The organism is Candidatus Poriferisodalis sp. (genome assembly GCF_965215815.1).
Taxonomy (GTDB): Bacteria; Actinomycetota; Acidimicrobiia; order Acidimicrobiales; family Poriferisodalaceae; genus Poriferisodalis.
Genome location: NZ_CBDCEO010000001.1, coordinates 48930 through 65796, shown reverse-complemented (window position 1 = coordinate 65796; position 16867 = coordinate 48930). Strand labels below are relative to the sequence as shown.

Annotated in this window: 13 protein-coding genes and 1 pseudogene; 10 read left to right on the top strand and 4 right to left on the bottom strand. The window is 64.8% G+C overall.

Annotation, left to right across the window (positions count from 1 at the left end):
• Together ACOOHB_RS00295 and ACOOHB_RS00290 are read right to left on the bottom strand one after the other, a co-directional pair.
• Nucleotides 1-1074: Fic family protein (locus ACOOHB_RS00295; protein WP_420442832.1), on the bottom strand; the 1074-nt coding region annotated here is incomplete at its 3' end.
• Between the two features lie 513 nt (nt 1075-1587).
• The gene (locus ACOOHB_RS00290; RefSeq protein ID WP_420442831.1) at nt 1588-2316 is read right to left on the bottom strand and encodes an HDIG domain-containing metalloprotein; all 729 of its coding nucleotides are present in this window, start codon (nt 2314-2316) and stop codon (nt 1588-1590) included.
• Between the two features lie 155 nt (nt 2317-2471).
• On the opposite strand from ACOOHB_RS00290, the pseudogene ACOOHB_RS00285 reads away from it, so the two are divergent.
• The 9 genes and pseudogenes from ACOOHB_RS00285 to ACOOHB_RS00245 form a co-directional block, all read left to right on the top strand.
• A pseudogene (locus ACOOHB_RS00285) lies at nt 2472-2996 on the top strand (PHP domain-containing protein); the annotation flags it as partial.
• Between the two features lie 166 nt (nt 2997-3162).
• A complete protein-coding gene (gene dnaE / locus ACOOHB_RS00280; RefSeq protein ID WP_420442830.1) occupies nt 3163-6006 on the top strand; it encodes a DNA polymerase III subunit alpha in 2844 nt (947 codons plus the stop codon).
• Nucleotides 6007-6116: 110 nt separating this feature from the next.
• Entirely contained in the window at nt 6117-6296 is a 180-nt protein-coding gene (locus tag ACOOHB_RS00275; RefSeq protein WP_420442829.1) for a hypothetical protein, read from the top strand.
• A gap of 38 nt (nt 6297-6334) precedes the next feature.
• A complete protein-coding gene (gene thrS, locus ACOOHB_RS00270; protein ID WP_420442828.1) occupies nt 6335-8392 on the top strand; it encodes a threonine--tRNA ligase in 2058 nt (685 codons plus the stop codon).
• 15 nt (nt 8393-8407) lie between these two features.
• On the top strand, nt 8408-9583 hold the full coding sequence (locus tag ACOOHB_RS00265) for a zinc-dependent alcohol dehydrogenase (RefSeq protein ID WP_420442827.1): 1176 nt from the start codon (nt 8408-8410) through the stop codon (nt 9581-9583).
• Nucleotides 9584-9639: 56 nt separating this feature from the next.
• Nucleotides 9640-9945 carry a hypothetical protein gene (locus tag ACOOHB_RS00260; RefSeq protein WP_420442826.1) on the top strand — a complete coding sequence of 102 codons (306 nt, stop codon included), beginning with the start codon at nt 9640-9642 and terminating at the stop codon, nt 9943-9945.
• A complete protein-coding gene (locus ACOOHB_RS00255) occupies nt 9942-10178 on the top strand; it encodes a CopG family transcriptional regulator (RefSeq protein ID WP_420442825.1) in 237 nt (78 codons plus the stop codon). Before ACOOHB_RS00260 ends, ACOOHB_RS00255 begins: the two co-directional genes overlap by 4 nt.
• 107 nt (nt 10179-10285) lie before the next feature.
• A complete protein-coding gene (locus ACOOHB_RS00250) occupies nt 10286-12268 on the top strand; it encodes an AAA family ATPase (protein WP_420442824.1) in 1983 nt (660 codons plus the stop codon).
• Nucleotides 12269-13594 carry an McrC family protein gene (locus ACOOHB_RS00245; RefSeq protein WP_420442823.1) on the top strand — a complete coding sequence of 442 codons (1326 nt, stop codon included), beginning with the start codon at nt 12269-12271 and terminating at the stop codon, nt 13592-13594.
• Between the two features lie 83 nt (nt 13595-13677).
• On the opposite strand, the gene ACOOHB_RS00240 is transcribed toward ACOOHB_RS00245, so the two are convergent.
• Both ACOOHB_RS00240 and ACOOHB_RS00235 read right to left on the bottom strand, forming a co-directional pair.
• A complete protein-coding gene (locus tag ACOOHB_RS00240; RefSeq protein ID WP_420442822.1) occupies nt 13678-14088 on the bottom strand; it encodes a type II toxin-antitoxin system VapC family toxin in 411 nt (136 codons plus the stop codon).
• Complete coding sequence (locus tag ACOOHB_RS00235; protein WP_420442821.1) at nt 14078-14368, bottom strand: type II toxin-antitoxin system Phd/YefM family antitoxin; 291 nt, start codon at nt 14366-14368, stop codon at nt 14078-14080. The genes ACOOHB_RS00240 and ACOOHB_RS00235 overlap by 11 nt, the downstream gene beginning before the upstream one ends.
• A gap of 291 nt (nt 14369-14659) precedes the next feature.
• Between ACOOHB_RS00235 and ACOOHB_RS00230 the strand changes: the two genes are divergently transcribed.
• A complete protein-coding gene (locus ACOOHB_RS00230; RefSeq protein ID WP_420442820.1) occupies nt 14660-16831 on the top strand; it encodes a peroxidase family protein in 2172 nt (723 codons plus the stop codon).
• Nucleotides 16832-16867 lie beyond the last annotated feature (36 nt).

Genomic DNA, 16867 nt, shown 5'->3' with positions numbered 1-16867 from the left:
CGAGAAGTCGTCGCTGTCATTGGTCGGAAGAAACGGAACTCCTGCGATCTGGCCGAGGAGTTGACGTGCGCTGTGCGGATCGCCCATTGTCGAGGACATGACGTCGTACATTTCGAAAATGCGGTCGGCGTCGTAGGCACGCAAGCGCGGACCGACGCGGCGGCTCCGTGTAATGCCAGCTTCAGTCAGACGACGAAGCGCGTCTGCGCACCGTCGCGGCGAAAAACCGGATTCCGACGCGAGGATCTCTGGCGTCAGCGAGGGTTGCGACGCCAGCAGGTTCACTGCAGCCAGAGCCGCAGAGCGCCCGGTGCGCTGCCCGACACGTTCGCGCCAACGGTCCTGCAGGCGTGAGATGGCAACCGCATAGGAACTCGCCGCGTCGCACGACTGGTTCACAGCAGTACTGACGACCTCGGCCAGCGGGATCGCGGCTGCTGATCTGCGCACGTCATCGGGCGCTCCGATGTAGCTCTGGTACGCGGCGAGCGACCGCAGGTAAGCATCACGGTTCTGCGACAGGGCCAAGCTGACGGGCGGCATGAACCCCTCCGAGGCGCACCGATGCTTCAACGCTGCGTACAAGAGGGCTCGGCCCGCACGGCCGTTGCCGTCGTCGAACGGATGAATCGTCTCGAATTGAGCGTGCGCCGCCACAGCTTGCATGACCGGCGAATGATCGCCGGTTCGGAGGTAGGCAACCAAGTCTTCCATGAGCGGTCGGCACTCATCGGGTGGAGGCGGCACGAAGTCGCCATCGAGCGGATGCCAGTCATTGCCCCCGATCCAGTTCTGCGTCGTCTTCAGGGCGCCGCCGAGTCCCGGATTCGGGGACGAGTTCATCAGCACGCGATGGGCATCGCAGAGCAGCTCGACCGTCAATGCCGCCGGCTGGGCGAGGATGCGCAGAGCTTTTGCCGTTGCTTCGATGTTGCCAATCGCCTCGCCGACATGGCCCCGACGACGAGGTGGGGAAGGGGACGCCTCGGCGATCAACGCGTGCACGACCCGCCGAGCTTGCGGTGTCACTCCCTCTATACGCGACGAGCCGAGCGACTCGGCCCAGAAGAACATGCTGACCGAAGCAGAATCCGGTGCAAGTACTGAGGCCGTCGCAACCAGTTGCCGTTCGGCATCTGCGACAAATGCCGCCACATCGGCTGGTAACAACGGATGCCAGCCAGTCAGGCGGTGAGGGACATAGGCGCGAAAAGTACCCGGCCGCCGATCGATAGCCCGGGGCGCCGCCGGATTTCCCGGCCACGACTCTGTGCGAAGAAGGCCCATGACGGCGACTCGCTCCCACTGCCGGACATGCCGCTTACCGCGCCAGTTCTATACGTATTTGACGCGCAAACGAGTTTATCGTGTCATATGCAGCAGGCATGCACCGCAACGATTGCGGTCGCCGCGACGCTTCACTTTCATTGCTCGCTCCCATACTCGACACAAGCTTGGGCGGCCCCCCAGGCGTCGAGGCGGCGGCGCACCTCGGTGTCGCCCAGCTCGCCTTCGGTCCGGCGGAGTTCCAGCAGGAACTTCATGGCCTGACCCACCTCGGACCAGGGGCGAGGCCGAGGTGGGCCATCACCTCGTCGCCGTCGAGCTCGGGGCCGCTCCGCGGCGACAGTCTGTTCGCGCGCCAGTCGGGCAATGCGCACCTCGAAGCGGTCGAGCGCATCGTGCAGGGGCCTGCACCCGTTTCACATTGCGGGATGTGCAGTCGCTGCGGACCATGTCGTTCAAGTCGCCGAGCAGCGGCCCGGCATCGCGTGCATATCGGCGTACTGCCGCGTCGGTCCAGCCGGTGTCGTAACCCTTGAAGCGACCCGACAGGAACACGAGTCGTGTCACCTGTTCGGTCATCTGGTCGCTGTAGCCCATCTGCGGCATCCGGCGGCGCGTCATCTTGGCGCCCACCGCCTCGTGGTTGCGGAATGTCACACCGCCGTGCGTGATCTCTCGCGTGAGCGGCTTGCCGATGTCGTGGAACAGCGCGGCCAGACGAACCCGCAGTCGCGGCGGGCTCTGGGCCACCACAGCGATGGTGTGGGCCAGCACGTCCTTGTGGCGGTGGATCGGATCCTGCTCCAGCGCGAGCGCGGGCAGCTCTGGCAGGTGCTCAACGGCCCAGCCCGACTCCACCAGCTCCCACAGGCCCTCTCGAGGGTCGTCGACGACCAGCACGCTGGAGAGCTCGTCGCAGGGCAGCACGATGTCGCCGTCGAGCTCCAGCTCGTCGGCGGTCAGCTCGTCGACTTCGTCGCGTTCATCAGCAGACGGCGCGCTGTGCGGCGCGCGGTGCGGCGTGGTCATCCCTCCATGATGCAGTGCCGCACGCAGCCGTCCAACCATGTATTCCGGGACTTTTGCCACCTCACCACACGCACGGTTCCGACATACCGAAGTCGCGCCTGTGACGGGTCTATGTTCGACAGACCAACCGCTTTGAACAATCAGCGAGGAGCAGCGTGGCAGCGTCGTTCGTTCACCTGCACACCCACACGGAGTATTCGCTGCTCGACGGGGCAGCGCGAGTGAACGAGGTGGTCGGGGCCGCAGCCGCGGACGGCCAGCCCGCGTTGGGAATCACCGACCACGGGAACATGTACGGCGTCCTGGACTTCTACCGGGCCTGCAAAGCACACGAGATCACGCCGATCATCGGCACCGAGGCCTACATGGCGCTCGAGAGCCGCCACGAGCGTCCCGGCCGCAATCGCGCCAAGAACAGCAAAGTCGACGACTCGGGCGACGACGGCGAGGGCGAAAAGCTCTACTACCACCTGACCCTGCTCGCCGAGAACGACGCCGGCTACCGGAACCTGCTGAAGCTGGCCAGCACGGCGTTCCTCGAGGGCTACTACTACAAGCCCCGCATGGACTGGGAGATGTTCGCCCAGCACGCCGACGGCCTGATCGCCACCACGGGGTGCCTGGGAAGCGTCGTGCAGCAGGCGCTGCTTGCCGGCGACTACGACGAGGCCCGACGGCGGGCGGGCCGGCTCCAGGACATCTTCGGGCGCGACTCGCTGTACGTCGAGCTGCAGGACCACGGCATCGGCGCGCAGCGCGATTGCAATCCGCAGCTGCTTCAGATCGCGCAAGAACTCGGCGCGCCGCTGCTCGCCACCAACGACCTGCACTACACCCAGCAGGGCGATGCGCTCGCTCATGATGCGGCTGCTGTGCGTGCAGACCGGGGCGTTGCGCAGCGACCCCGACCGCTTCAAGTTCCATGGCGATCAGCACTATCTGAAGACCTCCGCACAGATGCGGACGCTGTTCGCCGCCCATCCCGACAGCTGCGACAACACACTGGCCATCGCCGAGCGCGCCGATGTGAACATCGAATTCGGCCGCATGCTGCTGCCGCACTTCGACGTGCCCGCCCCTCACGCCGACGCCGACGCGTATCTCAAGCACTTGGCGCTCCAAGGGGCGAAGGAGCGCTGGGGCCAGAATCTGCCGGCGTCCACCGCCGAACGGATCGCCTACGAGCTGCGCGTCATCTCCGACATGGGCTTCAGCTCGTACTTCCTCATCACCTGGGACCTCATCCGTCATGCCCGCGAGAGCAGCATCCGCGTCGGACCCGGACGCGGCTCGGCCGCGGGCTGCGCGGTGGCGTACTGCCTGCGCATCACCGATCTCGACCCCATCCACTACGGACTGCTCTTCGAGCGATTCCTGAACCCGGCTCGCATCTCGATGCCCGACATCGACATCGACTTCGACGACCGCTACCGCGACGAGATGATCCACTACGCGGCCCAGAAGTACGGCACCGAGCACGTGGCGCAGATCATCACGTTCTCCACGATCAAGGCCCGGGCCGCCGTGCGAGACGCCGCCCGTGTGCTGGGCAAGCCCTACTCGCTGGGCGACCGCATCTCCAAGGCCATGCCACCGCTCATCATGGGCCGCGACACGCCGCTGGGCGCTTGCCTCGAACGCGACGAGCAGCACTCCGACGGGTACGCCGCAGCAGCCGAGCTGCGCGATATGTACGCGCTGGACGACGAGGTGCGCGAGGTCGTCGACGTGGCCCGTGGGCTCGAGGGACTCATCCGTCAGGACTCGGTGCACGCCGCGGCGGTGGTGATCAGCCCCGACCCGCTCACCGACTACCTGCCCATCCAGCGCAAGCCCGAGGCAGGCACCGACCCCGACGATGCACCCATCGTCACCCAGTTCGACATGGGCGGTGTGGAAGACCTCGGCTTGTTGAAGATGGACTTCCTGGGCCTGCGGACGCTGTCGATCATCGACGAGTGCGTGCGCCTCATCGAGCGACGCACCGGCTCGACGGTCGACATCGACACAATGCCGCTCGACGACCCAGCCACGTTCAAGCTGCTGTGCGCCGGGGACACCATGGGCGTGTTCCAGCTGGAATCTGGGCCGGTCCGTTCGCTGCTGCGTTCGATGCAGCCCAATCAGTTCGAGGACATCTGCGCGCTGGTGGCGTTGTACCGGCCGGGCCCCATGGCCGCCGATATGCACAACAGCTACGCCCACCGCAAGAACGGCCGCCAGTCCGCCGATCCGCCGCATCCGGATCTGGCCGAGCTGCTCGACGAGACCTACGGGCTGATGATCTATCAGGAGTCGATGATGCGGGTCGCCCAGGACATCGCCGGCTACTCCATGGCCGAGGCCGACGACCTGCGCAAGGCGTGCGGCAAGAAGAATCGCGCCCAGATCGCCGAGCACCGCGCCAAGTTCATCGCCGGCACCGATGCGAAGGGCTACGGCGAGGCGCTGGGAGAGCAGCTGTTCGCGATCATCGAGCCGTTCGCGGACTACGCGTTCAACAAGAGCCACGCCTTTGCCTACGGGCTGATTGCGTATCAGACGGCGTACTTGAAGGCCAACTACCCCACCGAGTTCCTTGCCGCTGTGCTGACGGGCTCCAAGCGCAACATCGACAAGGCGGGCGTCTACCTCACCGACTGCCGTCAGCACGGCATCGAGGTGCGCGTGCCCGACATCAACCTCTCCGAGATGGACTTCGCGACCGACGGGAATGCGATCCCGTTCGGGCTGTCGGCGGTGCGCAACGTGGGCGAGAAGGTGGCCGAGCCGATCCTCGCCGAGCGCAGCGCCAACGGGCCGTTCGCCGACTTCAACGACTTCTGCGAGCGGATGCCGCGCGAGGTGCTGAACCGCAGGTTCGTGGAGTCGCTCATCAGGGCCGGGGCATTCGAATCATGCGGCCACACCCGCGCCGGGCTGCTCGACGTGTTCGACCGCATCATCGAGGCTGCCTTGCGGCGGCGCACTGAGGCCGAGGCGGGCCTGCAGTCGATGTTCGGCGGAGCGGACGCCGGCAACGTCGAATTCGACGACCGGATCGATGTCCCCGACATCACCGCCGACGAGCGGACCACGCTGGTGTGGGAGAAGGAGCTGCTTGGGCTGTACGTGTCGGATCACCCGCTGCGCGGCGGTGAGGCCCAATTGCGGCGCGCCACTGACTGCACTGCCAGCGGCATCGGCGACCTGCCGCCGAACCCCGACGGCGGCCAGCAGTGGGTGACCATCGGCGGCGTCGTGCACAACCTCCAGCGACGCTTCACCCGCAGCGGCGAGCCCATGGCGCGCTTCACGCTCGAGGACACCGAAGGCTCCGTCGAGGTGACGGTGTTCCCCAAGGCCATGGCCGAAGCCGGCGATGGCCTCGCCGAGGATGCCGTCGTGCTGGTGCGCGGCCGCCCAGACCGGCGAGGCGAGGGCGAGACAGCGTTCCTCGCGAACGAGATCGCCCCCTTCGATTTGCGCAAGGGACCGGCGCCGCTGCGGCTCAACGTCGAACGCGTCGACATGGACGAGAACTGGCTGGTCTCGTTCGAGAAGATGCTGGCCTCCCATCCCGGCGATGCACCGGTGCACTTGCGCGTCGGCGACCGGCTGGTGCAGCTTCCCGAGTCTCGATGGGTGGACGCCGGCGCCCTCGCCGGACCGTTGCGCGAGATTCTCGGCGCCGACGCAGTTCGCACCTGAATCTGCGCATCGGACAGCGCAGCGAAGCCCCTAGCCTTTCTCGATGGTCGTGAACGCGGCCGTTTTCGCTGCGGCAGGGCCATCTGCGACGCAGTTCACCAGGAGTGCTCATGAGCGACGGCGATACCCGCAAGATCGACGAAAAGTCGCTCAAGGACCCGGCCCGGATGATGGTCCCGCTTGCGAAGTTCAAGAGCTTCCAGCGGTCCGATCAGATCTGGGTGATCGGCGGCATCTTGTTCCTGATCATCCTGATGAACGTCGTCTTCTATGGCGGACCGTCTCGGTAACCCCAGCGCCATGAGCCGACGCCGATGAGTTTGGGCCGATGAATGCCGTCGGCGAGGCCGCAACCACGAACGCCTCTGGCGGAGTTTCAACCACGGTCGTGCTGCCCGACGGGCAGTCGCGTGAACTTCCGGCTGGTGCGACGGGCGCCGACCTTGCCGCGTCGCTGGGACGTCGCGCCGCCAAGGATGCGCTCATCGCGGTCGCCGATGGCGAGCAGCTCGACCTGAATCGGCCGTTGCCCGACGGCGCAGCGGTGTCGCTGGTGTTCCCGGGCACCGGCGACGGGCTCGAAGTGCTGCGTCACTCCACCGCGCACGTCCTGGCCCAAGCAGTGCTGCGGCTGTACCCGGGGGCCACGTTCTCGATCGGGCCGCCGATCACCGACGGCTTCTACTACGACTTCGATCTCGGTACCGACGACTCGGGCGCGGCACGGACGTTTTCGGACGACGACCTCGACGCCATCGAAGCCGAGATGCGCGCCGTCGTCGACGCCAAGCAACCGTTCATCCGTGCCGAGGTGGACCGGGCCACCGCTGACGAGCTGTTCGCGCAGCACCCCTACAAGATCGAAATCCTCGACGGCGAGGCCGACGACCCGACTTCGGGGCCGCAGGGCGGGGTAATCACGACGTATCGCAACACTGACGAGTTCGTGGACTTGTGCCGCGGTCCTCACGTACCCGACACCGGACGCCTTGGCCACTTCAAGCTGATGCGGGTAGCGGGCGCGTACTGGCGGGGTGACGAGAAGCGCCAGATGCTGCAACGTATCTACGGCACGGCGTGGGGCTCTGCGGCCGAGCTGGCTGCGCACCTCGAACGGCTGGCCGAAGCCGCCAAGCGAGACCATCGGCGGCTCGTGACCGAACTGGATCTGCTCAGCTTCCCCGCCGAGCTGGGCGGCGGGCTGGCCGTGTGGCACCCCAAAGGCTCAGTGATCCGCAAGATCATGGAGGACTACAGCCGCGACCGGCACGAGTCGGGCGGCTATCAGTTCGTCTACACGCCGCATCTGGCCCACGCCCGGCTATTCGAGACCTCCGGGCACCTGGACTTCTACGCCGAGGGCATGTACCCGCCGATGGAGATGGACAACGGCGTCTACTACCCCAAACCGATGAACTGCCCGATGCACTGCTTGATCTTCGGGCAACGCCAGCGTTCCTACCGTGAGCTGCCGCTGCGGCTGTTCGAACTGGGCACCGTGTACCGCTACGAGCGGTCGGGGACGCTGCACGGGCTGATGCGGATCCGTGGGTTCACCCAGGACGACAGCCACCTGTACATGGCGCCCGAGCATCTGGGCGACGAGATCGAACGGTTGCTGGATTTCGTGCTGTCGGTTTTGGGCGCGTTCGGCTTCGAGGATTTCACCTTCAAGCTGTCGACGCAGGATCCCGACAAGTTCGTGGGTAGCGCGGAGGGCTGGGACCGGGCGACGGCGGCGCTGCGGGAGGCATTGGACCGGCGCGGCCACGACTACGTCGAGGCCGAGGGCGAGGCGGCGTTCTACGGGCCGAAGATCGACATCGACGTGCAGGACGCCATCGGGCGGTCATGGCAGCTGTCGACGATTCAGCTCGACTTCAACCTGCCGGAACGATTCGACCTGCGATACACCGGCGCCGACGGTGAGCTCCACCGGCCGATCATGATCCACCGGGCGCTCTTTGGCGCGATCGAGCGGTTCTTCGGTGTGATGGTGGAGCACTACGGGGGTGCGTTCCCGCCGTGGCTGTCACCGGTGCAGGCGGTGGTGCTGGGCGTGCGGGCGGATCACGATGCGTTTGCCTCGGAGGTGGTCGCGCAGCTGCGCGAAGCCGGGTTCCGGGCCGAGATGGTGCCGGCGGATGACCCCCTGGGGGCGCGGATCCGTCGGGCCAAGCTCGAGAAGGTGCCCTACGTGCTGGTCGTGGGTGACGACGACGTGGCCGCGGGCACGGTGGGTGTGAATCCGCGTGGCCATCCGGTGCGGCGCGACGTTCCGCTGGGCGAGTTCATTGCGCAACTGGCTGACGAGGTGGAGAGCAAAGCCGTCGATGTCGGCGGCACGAGCGGCACCGGCGACGGTGCCGCCGCAGCCACAGGCTGAGGTTCGGTCCCCGACGTGCAGGCGCTGATCTTCGAGCGCAAAGAGCTGAAGTTCGCCGCAGCAATTGCCGCGTCGAAGCTGAAGCCCGGTGCCGGTGCGAGCGTGGGTCCGTTGCGATTGACCGAGATGGACCCGCCGGAGCTGCCAGGGCCGGGTTGGCAGTATGTGCACACGGCGCTGGCGGGCATCTGCGGCTCGGACCTCGCCACGGTCGACGGCAAGGTGTCTCGCTACTTCGAGCAGCTCGTGTCGTTCCCGTTCGTGCCGGGTCATGAGGTGGTCGGGCATCTCGACGACGGCACTCGTGTGGTGCTCGAGCCGGTGCTGGGGCACGAGGCACACGGAGTGGCACCGCCATGGCCCGATGCAGCGCCTGCCGACGGCGATGATTACGGCCACCTGATCGGCGGCCATATCGAAGCCGGTCTGCAGACCGGGTCGTGCGAATCCACCGGCGGCGGCTGGTCGGAGATGTTCGCCGCGCACGAGACGCAGCTGCATTCGCTGGGGGCGCTCGGGCCTGCGGAACTGTCAGACGAGGCGGCGGTGATGATCGAGCCGGCCGCTGCGGGCGTTCATGCAGCGCTGCGATCGGGAGTGACCGAGGGCGGCACAGCTGCGGTGATCGGCGCCGGCACGATGGGATTGGTTGCGGTTGCCGCGCTGCGACGGCTGACGGGTGTCGCGGCAATCGTGGTGGGTGCCCGCTACTCGCACCAACGGCGGCTCGCGATGGAACTGGGCGCTGATCTGGCTGTGTCTCCCGACGAACTCGGACGTGCTGTGCGGCGGGCTGCGGGGACACGAGTGATCGGCACGACGCTGGGCTCGGGAACGCACGTCACCATCGATGCCGTGGCATCGTCAGATTCGTTGACCGACGCCATCGCGATCACGCGGCCGCGGGGACGAGTCGTGGTGCTGGGCATGCCGGCGTCGGTCGAGCTGAACCTGTCGGCACTGTGGCACCGCGAGACCGAAATGGTCGGCGCCTACTGCTACGGCACCGAGCCCTCGCTGGACGGCCGCCACACCTTCGAATCCGCCATCGAGCTGGTCCGCGACTGCGGTCTGGAGCGCTTGGTCTCCGCGCTGTACCCGCTCGAGGATTACCGCAGAGCACTCGAGCACGCCGCGAGCGCTGGGTCCCGCGGCTCGACGAAGATCGCCTTCGACCTGCGCGAGGACTGAAGTCGTTTCGTGCGAGCGGCGCCGGAGTCGTATTCACTTGCAATACAATTACCGCCGTGGAGCGCCCATTCGACGTGGACCTCCTCGACGACCATGATCCGTTCGAAATCACCGATCAGCTGCCGCATTTGTTCAAGCACGGAATGCTCGGCATGTCAGACATCGTTGAGGTCTGGCAGAACAGACCGCTCTTTTACCCGGCGCGACCTCCCGCACACTGGATCATGGTTGCGGAGGTCAACGGTGACGTGCTGGCGGTCCCGCTCGCACCATCAAAGTCCGGTGACTCAACTAGGTGTCGGCCGATTGGCTGCTACGAGGCACCCCGGTACCTGACGGCCCAATACATGGAGGACCGATGAACACTGAGAGCATGTCGCCTGCTGAGGAATACGAGTTCTATAGCCGGCCGGAAAACCTGCGACCCCAGGGGCCACCACGACGTCGCGTGACCACCCTGTCCGACCCGATCGCGGTGCGCTTCTCGCCGCAGGTGCTCGACCAGGTGAAAGCAGCGGCGGCTGCAGATGACCGCTCGGTGTCTTCGTGGGTTCGCCGCGCAGTCGACAACGCCTTGCAAGAATCATCCGCCTAGACGACACGGTCCCCAGCCAACGCTGGCGCCCGCGGCTCAACCAAGATCGCCATCGACCTGCGCGAGAGCTGATCGGTGTGTTGCACCCCCGCAGTAGGTTCGCCGCCATGAACGACGAGCAGTATTGGATGCAGCGACTTGAGGCCTACGTGCGATGGCGGAGTCAAGTGGGCGGGCGGCGCGGAGAAGGCGCTATGAGGGCAACGCAGGAGAATCTGCGTTCGGTCCTGGGTCGTTGGGTTCGTTACGCATGCAACAACGAAATCGATCCGGCCGCCTACGACGTGTTGGCCATTGAGCAGTTCTGCGATGCGCAAGCCGACATACAGGACTCGACTCGTGGCGATTACAGACGGCACATCCGGAGATGGTGCGAGCGGTTGCCTGAGTTCGAGCGCAGTGGGCTTCGGAGCCTGACGAGCCTCGTCGAAGAGTTCCGGCGGGCGACCAATTACCCAACGCCTGACGACGAAGAGAGCGAACGCGCGCGGGAACGGTTCCAACAAGTCCTGGAATCGCTGCCATCGTTAGCGTTCGAAGACCGGGAGCAACTTAAGCAAGTTTGGAGCAGAGGCAAGAACACTTACGGGAGTCCGGGTCAAGTCATTCATCTGAGCTCCTACTTAAGCCGGGCCTCTAGCGCGCAATGGGTCGAACTTCGAGACCTCCTCACTGAGCTGTGTTTTGGAGAAGGTGACCTCGCCTCTCGAATCGACAAGGCCATGAGCCAGAAAGGCATCGGCTCCGCGACTGCGACTCGATTGGCTGCAATCTGCCACCCTGAGCGGTTCATTCCCAACTACGTGCTCGCGAGGAGCAGCAGCGACAACTGGCGCGGCAAGCTGGAGATGATCGAGCTCGTGGACGAGCTTGGACTCCTTGACGTTGCGGGGACACGCGAGGCACAAGAGATCCACCTTCTCCATCGTAAATATGGCGGCTCCGGTGCCGTAGTGATGCGCGCGAACGACCTCCTCCTCGAATCACTCCGTCCTGACTTCACCGACGACGATGTCGTCGACACGTGGGGCATCCGATCATTTCTGTATTGGTTGGAGGAGAACTACGGCGATAGCACCGAGACGGTCGATCAATGGATTGACGGCGCGGAGCTAGCGGAATTGGCTGACGAGCTGCTGTGCGAGGTGGACTTCCTCAAGGACATCGTGGAGCTGCTTGAGGACAAGGGGCAGGTGATCCTGTACGGACCGCCGGGAACGGGCAAGACGTACTTCGCGCAGTCGCTTGCCATCAGGTTGGCGCTGTACGAGGACGAGGGCGACGAGGCGTATTCGTTGGTGCAATTCCATCCGGCGTACTCGTATGAGGACTTCTTCGAAGGCTTCCGCCCTCGGGTCGATGACAACGGGCAGATGACGTACGAGTTGACGCCGGGTCCGCTGATTCGGCTCGCCCAACGCGCAGAGGAGCATCCGGAGGAGTTGCACGTCATGGTCATTGACGAGATCAACCGGGCGAACTTGCCGAGGGTGTTGGGAGAACTGCTCTACCTGCTGGAGTACCGCGACGACGAGATCCAGACGCAATACCGGCCCGACAGCACTTTCTCTCTGCCATCAAACCTTTGGTTCATCGGCACGATGAATACGGCCGACCGTTCCATCGCGCTGATCGACGCTGCGATGCGACGGCGGTTCCACTTTGTGCCGTTCTTCCCGAACCACGGACCGACCGTCGGGCTCCTGCGTAGATGGATGGAGCGCAATTCCCCCGATCAGGTGTGGGTTGCCGGCCTCGTCGACAACGTGAATGCAGACCTGGCCGAGCAGATGGGTGGTGATCACTCGCTGATCGGGCCGAGCCACTTCATGAAGAGCGACCTCGACAAGGACAGCCTGCGGCGGATCTGGGAGTACAACATCGAACCGCTCATCGAGGACCAGCTGTTCGGTCGCCAGGAAGTGATCGACAGCTTCCGGTTCGGCACGGTTTGGCGGCGCTTCGGACCCGGAGCGACTTCGTCCGGTGCGCAACCGGATGAGCCTGATGACCAATCGGCCGACCCTGCCGATGAAGCGGGACGTCTCACGGGTGAGAGCGAAGGCGCTGCCGACAAGGGCGGCGCGTAAGTGGTTCTCGTCGACTCTGCAGCGAGTTCGACGGACATCGACACGGCAGCCGGTGACGGTGAACTACAGCACCTCACCCTCTTCGAATGGGAGACCAAGCACCTTCCGCTCAGCGATGCACTCGCTCGGCGTCTAGGGCAGACCAAGTGGGTGTCGGTCCAGCCGGACGTCGAGCCCGGTTGGTGGAGAGTGTCTGCTCAGCAATGGGTGGGCGCGTTCACTGTCGGCGACCTGCGAGTCATCGTGCGGCCGAAGATCAAACCCGAGAACTTGTTCGTGCTGCTCGAGGTCGGTCTGCCCTACGAGGCGTGGCGCCAGGAGGCGTTCCACTACGCGAGCACCGATGAACTCCTGCCAGCGCTGGTCTCCTTCTTCGCACGGACAGCAGAAACGACGCTCGCCCGTGGGCTCTTCCACCACTACCGACACGAAGAAGACGATCTGCTCGCGTTGCGTGGCCGAATCGACTTCGTGCGGCAATTTCGGCGGGGAGGTGTCCTCGTTCCTATGGCGTGCGCGTGGGACGACTTCACGGCCGACGTGGATGAGAACCGCTGCTTGCAGACCGCAGCGCGGCAGGCGCTACGTGTGCCTGACGTTCCCGATGACGATCGGCGACGGCTTCGCCGACTGTTGGCTTCGTTGGACGGTGTGGCAGAACCAACCGTCCCGGCAGCGCTGGATTGTCTCGACCGTGTCCAATTCACCCGATTGAACGAGCACTACAGGCCGGCACTGAAGCTGGCGCGGCTGATACTCGCCAACTTCACCCTGCAGGACCGCCACGGAGATACCGCCGCGTCCGCATTCATGCTCGACATGAATCAGCTCTTCGAAGACTTCGTCACCGCCCGGCTGCAGCGGGCACTGCGGGGGAAGCTCGAGGTTGCACCACAGCGCCGCTTGTACCTCGATGTCGAAGATCAGGTGCAAATCAGGCCGGATCTCACGTTTCGTCGCGCAGGCGAGACGGTCGGCGTGGCAGACGTCAAATACAAGTTCACCGCCGAGGATTCCCGCTTCGCTTCCGGCGAGACGGCGGGTCGCCACGGCGACTACTACCAACTGCTCGCCTACACCACAGCGCTCGACCTGAGCGAAGGCACGCTCATCTACTGCGCTGACGCCAGCGAAGTCGAATCCACAAGCCAGCAGGCTTCGACCGGCTCGCTGGCCACGTCCACGATCACCGTCAAGAACATCGGTAAGAGACTCCATGCGGCGGCCATCGATTTGTCCGGCAGCCCCGGCGACATCGATGCCCAGATCACTGCCCTTGCCAACCACCTGTCGGCCGCTAACTCATTCGCTGAGACCGAACCGTGAGCTGCAATCGCCATCCTGGAGAGTGCCAAGCAATAGGCGATGCCCGCTCGGGCGTCCACTACCACTCGTGCTCGGATGGGTTGTTAGACGCCGGCGCTCTTGCCTGGTGACACGGTGGAGATGCCAAGAGCATCTGCTGCAGCGACTTGGCGAGGGTCGTAGCTGACGAGTCCGCTGAGATCGTCGCCGATCTGCTGGGCACAGGCGAGGTAGATGGCGTCCAGCGTGCGCAGGTTGCGACCGGGGATCCTGCCGGCCGCATCGAGCATCGCCGAAGTGAGCTCGAGGAGATCAGTGTTTGCGAGTAGACGCTCGCACTGGTGTCGCACCGCGGAGCCTTCGTCTGCGACCGCTCGCCGAGCTTCGGTGCGCAGTAAGGCACTGGACACCAAGTGTCGCTGTGAAGCCCATTGGCGCAGAACATCGGATTCTGCTTCGGTCCTGATCAGCTTCACGAAGGCCGACGCATCGAGGACCCAGATCTCACCGTTCATCTCGCCGCAAGTCTGCGAGTCGGTCGCTCAGCGTCGGCTCGCCCGGCGGCGCTGCTGGCAGCGGCGGAAGTTCCTCGATCGAAGCTGACAATCCTCTAGCCCTCCGGCCAATAAGGCCTCGTGCCGCCAGGCGGCCCATGGGGTCATCACGGTGCGGCAGCGGGCCGAGCAGTGCGACCGGCTCGCCGCGCACTGTGACCTCGTAGGACTCGCCATCAGCAACTCTGCGCAGCCACTCACTGGCGTTCTGGCGGAGTTCCCGAACTCCGATCTGCTTCATGTGCTACACAGTAGCACATTCAGCAAACGGGCCACCCGAAGCTGGTTGATTGCGTGAGCATGTTCAACTTGTAGATGAGGCACTCGCCCTTCGAATCTCTCACGTATCTACGGGAAGCCGCTCAGTTCGAAACCGGCTTGGGGACGCACCTGCAGCACTACCCTGCGCCGCTCAGCCTCTGTTTGCAGCCTGGGGTATTAGCAGCCCCGCACTGCAGCGGAGGTTGATCGCGTCATAACCCCCACCACTAAACGGGGCCTTAGCCCCCACATCTTGAGGAGCGCGCGCCCTGTGCGATTGACAGCCCCCTTCCGTCGTTTTCTGCTGTCGGCGACCGCCTTGGCCGTCCTGCTCACCCTGGCAGCGCCACCTCCGCACAGCCTGGCTCTGAGCACCGACTCACAAGACAGCACCACTCCGCAATGGATGGCTGCCGGGGTCGGCGCGGTATGGGAAGCCGATTTGACGGTAGGAGGCGATGGAGATCCCTTGGGGTACAGCGAGTCTGTGGGTGGCTCCCTCACCGATACCGATTTCTCGTGGATGGAGACGGACTACTCGGTGACGAGCATTCTCCTTACCGAGCCCGACTCGGACTCGAGCACAGCAACGGTAAGCATCCGCATTGAGCCTGCGCTTGCGGACGAATTCAGCTCGTTGCGGCTGCAGGTCGGCGATGTGGGGCTGAACCTCGCGGACGGCAAGATCGGCAGCGGTCATTTCACATGGGTCGGCGTCGATGCCGACTGGACGGCCGGCGAGGTCGTTTCTCTCAGCCTCGAAGAGTTCGCTGACAATCTCGCTCCTCGCGCCCTCGACGGCCGGGGGAACAACCTGGACAATCCCACGTGGGGAATGACGGGCACGGCGCTTTTCAAGAAGGCGCCGAACTCGTACGCCGACGGAGTGTCAGCGCCGACGACCTCGCGACCGAACGCTCGCACCATCAGCAACCTCGTGTTCGCCCAAGACACCTCAGTGCCGAATTCGTCACAGGCCAGCGACATCGTGTGGCAGTGGGGCCAGTTCCTGGACCACGACATCACCCTGAGCCTCGACAACGCAGATGAGCCGCTCCCGATCGCGGTCCCTGCCGACGATCCGGTGTTCGATCCTCTTGGCACCGGTGAGGCCACCATCGGTCTCAGCCGTTCGGTCTCCGATCCCGAGACTGGAACCGACACAGAGAATCCTCGAAGGCAGGTCAACGCGATCACCGCGTTCATTGACGGCTCGCAGGTGTACGGCTCCGACAGAGTTCGAGCTTCCGCTCTGCGCACCAACGACGGCACCGGCAAGCTCAAGACGTCAAGCGACGGCCGATTCTTGCCGTACAACGAGCAGGGCCTCGACAATGAAGGCGGCGCGCATCGCACGACGCTCTTTGTTGCAGGTGATGTGCGAGTCAACGAGCAGATCGGTCTCACGGCGATGCACACGCTGTTCGTCCGCGAGCACAACCGCCTTGCGGGCATCATCGCCACCCAGAATCCTGACTTGAGCGGCGATGAGATCTACGAGCTGGCCCGCAAGATCGTCGGCGCTCATATACAGAACATCACCTTCAGCGAGTTCTTGCCGTTGCTGTTGGGGCCCGACGCCTTCGACGCCTACTCGGGCTACGACTCCGACGTCGATGCGACCATCGCCAGCGAGTTCTCAGCAGCGGCATACCGGGTCGGCCACACCTTGCTGTCGCCCAGCCTCAACCTCCTCGATGCGGACGGGACCTCAGAGAAGATCAGCCTGGCAAGTTCGTTCTTCAGCCCTTCGTTCTACAACGGTCATGGCATCTCCGAAGTTCTACGCGGATTCGCTGCTCAACAGGCCCAAGACGTTGACGCGTTGGTCATCAACGAAGTCCGGAACTTCCTCCAGCGCGAGCCACACGGCATCGCCTTCGACCTGGTAGCGCTGAACCTTCAGCGGGGCCGCGATCACGGCGTCGGCGACTACAACACGGTGCGAAGCGCCTACGGCCTGTCCGAGGTGGAAAGCTTCGCCGACATCTCGTCGGACCCAGATGTCCAGCAGGCGCTCGAGGACGCCTACGGAGACGTCGGCGACTTGGACCTCTGGCCCGCTGCACTGGCAGAAGACCATGTGTCGGAAGCGGCGGTCGGCGAGACGCTGCGTGCCGTCATCTCCGACCAGTTCCGCCGTCTCCGCGACGGCGATCGCTTCTGGTTCGAGAATGACGCCTACTTCGTGGCGAACCCCGATCTCTTGGCGGAGGTTCGCAGCACCACGCTGGCGGACATCATCCGCCAGAACACCCCCATTGGAGACGAGCTCGATGACAACGTCTTTGTCGTTGCGAGCACCAGCGAGGCCGAGCCCGAAGCCGGCACTGCATCCGAAACCAGCACCGAGACCGAAAGCGCCACCGCGCCCGCAAGCGCCACCGCGGCACGGCGGGCCCCTGCGGCCGTCAAGTATGTTCCGCCGCTCTGCTTCTACTAGGAGGCAGCCGACCGAGGCCCCATGAGTTCACCGCTC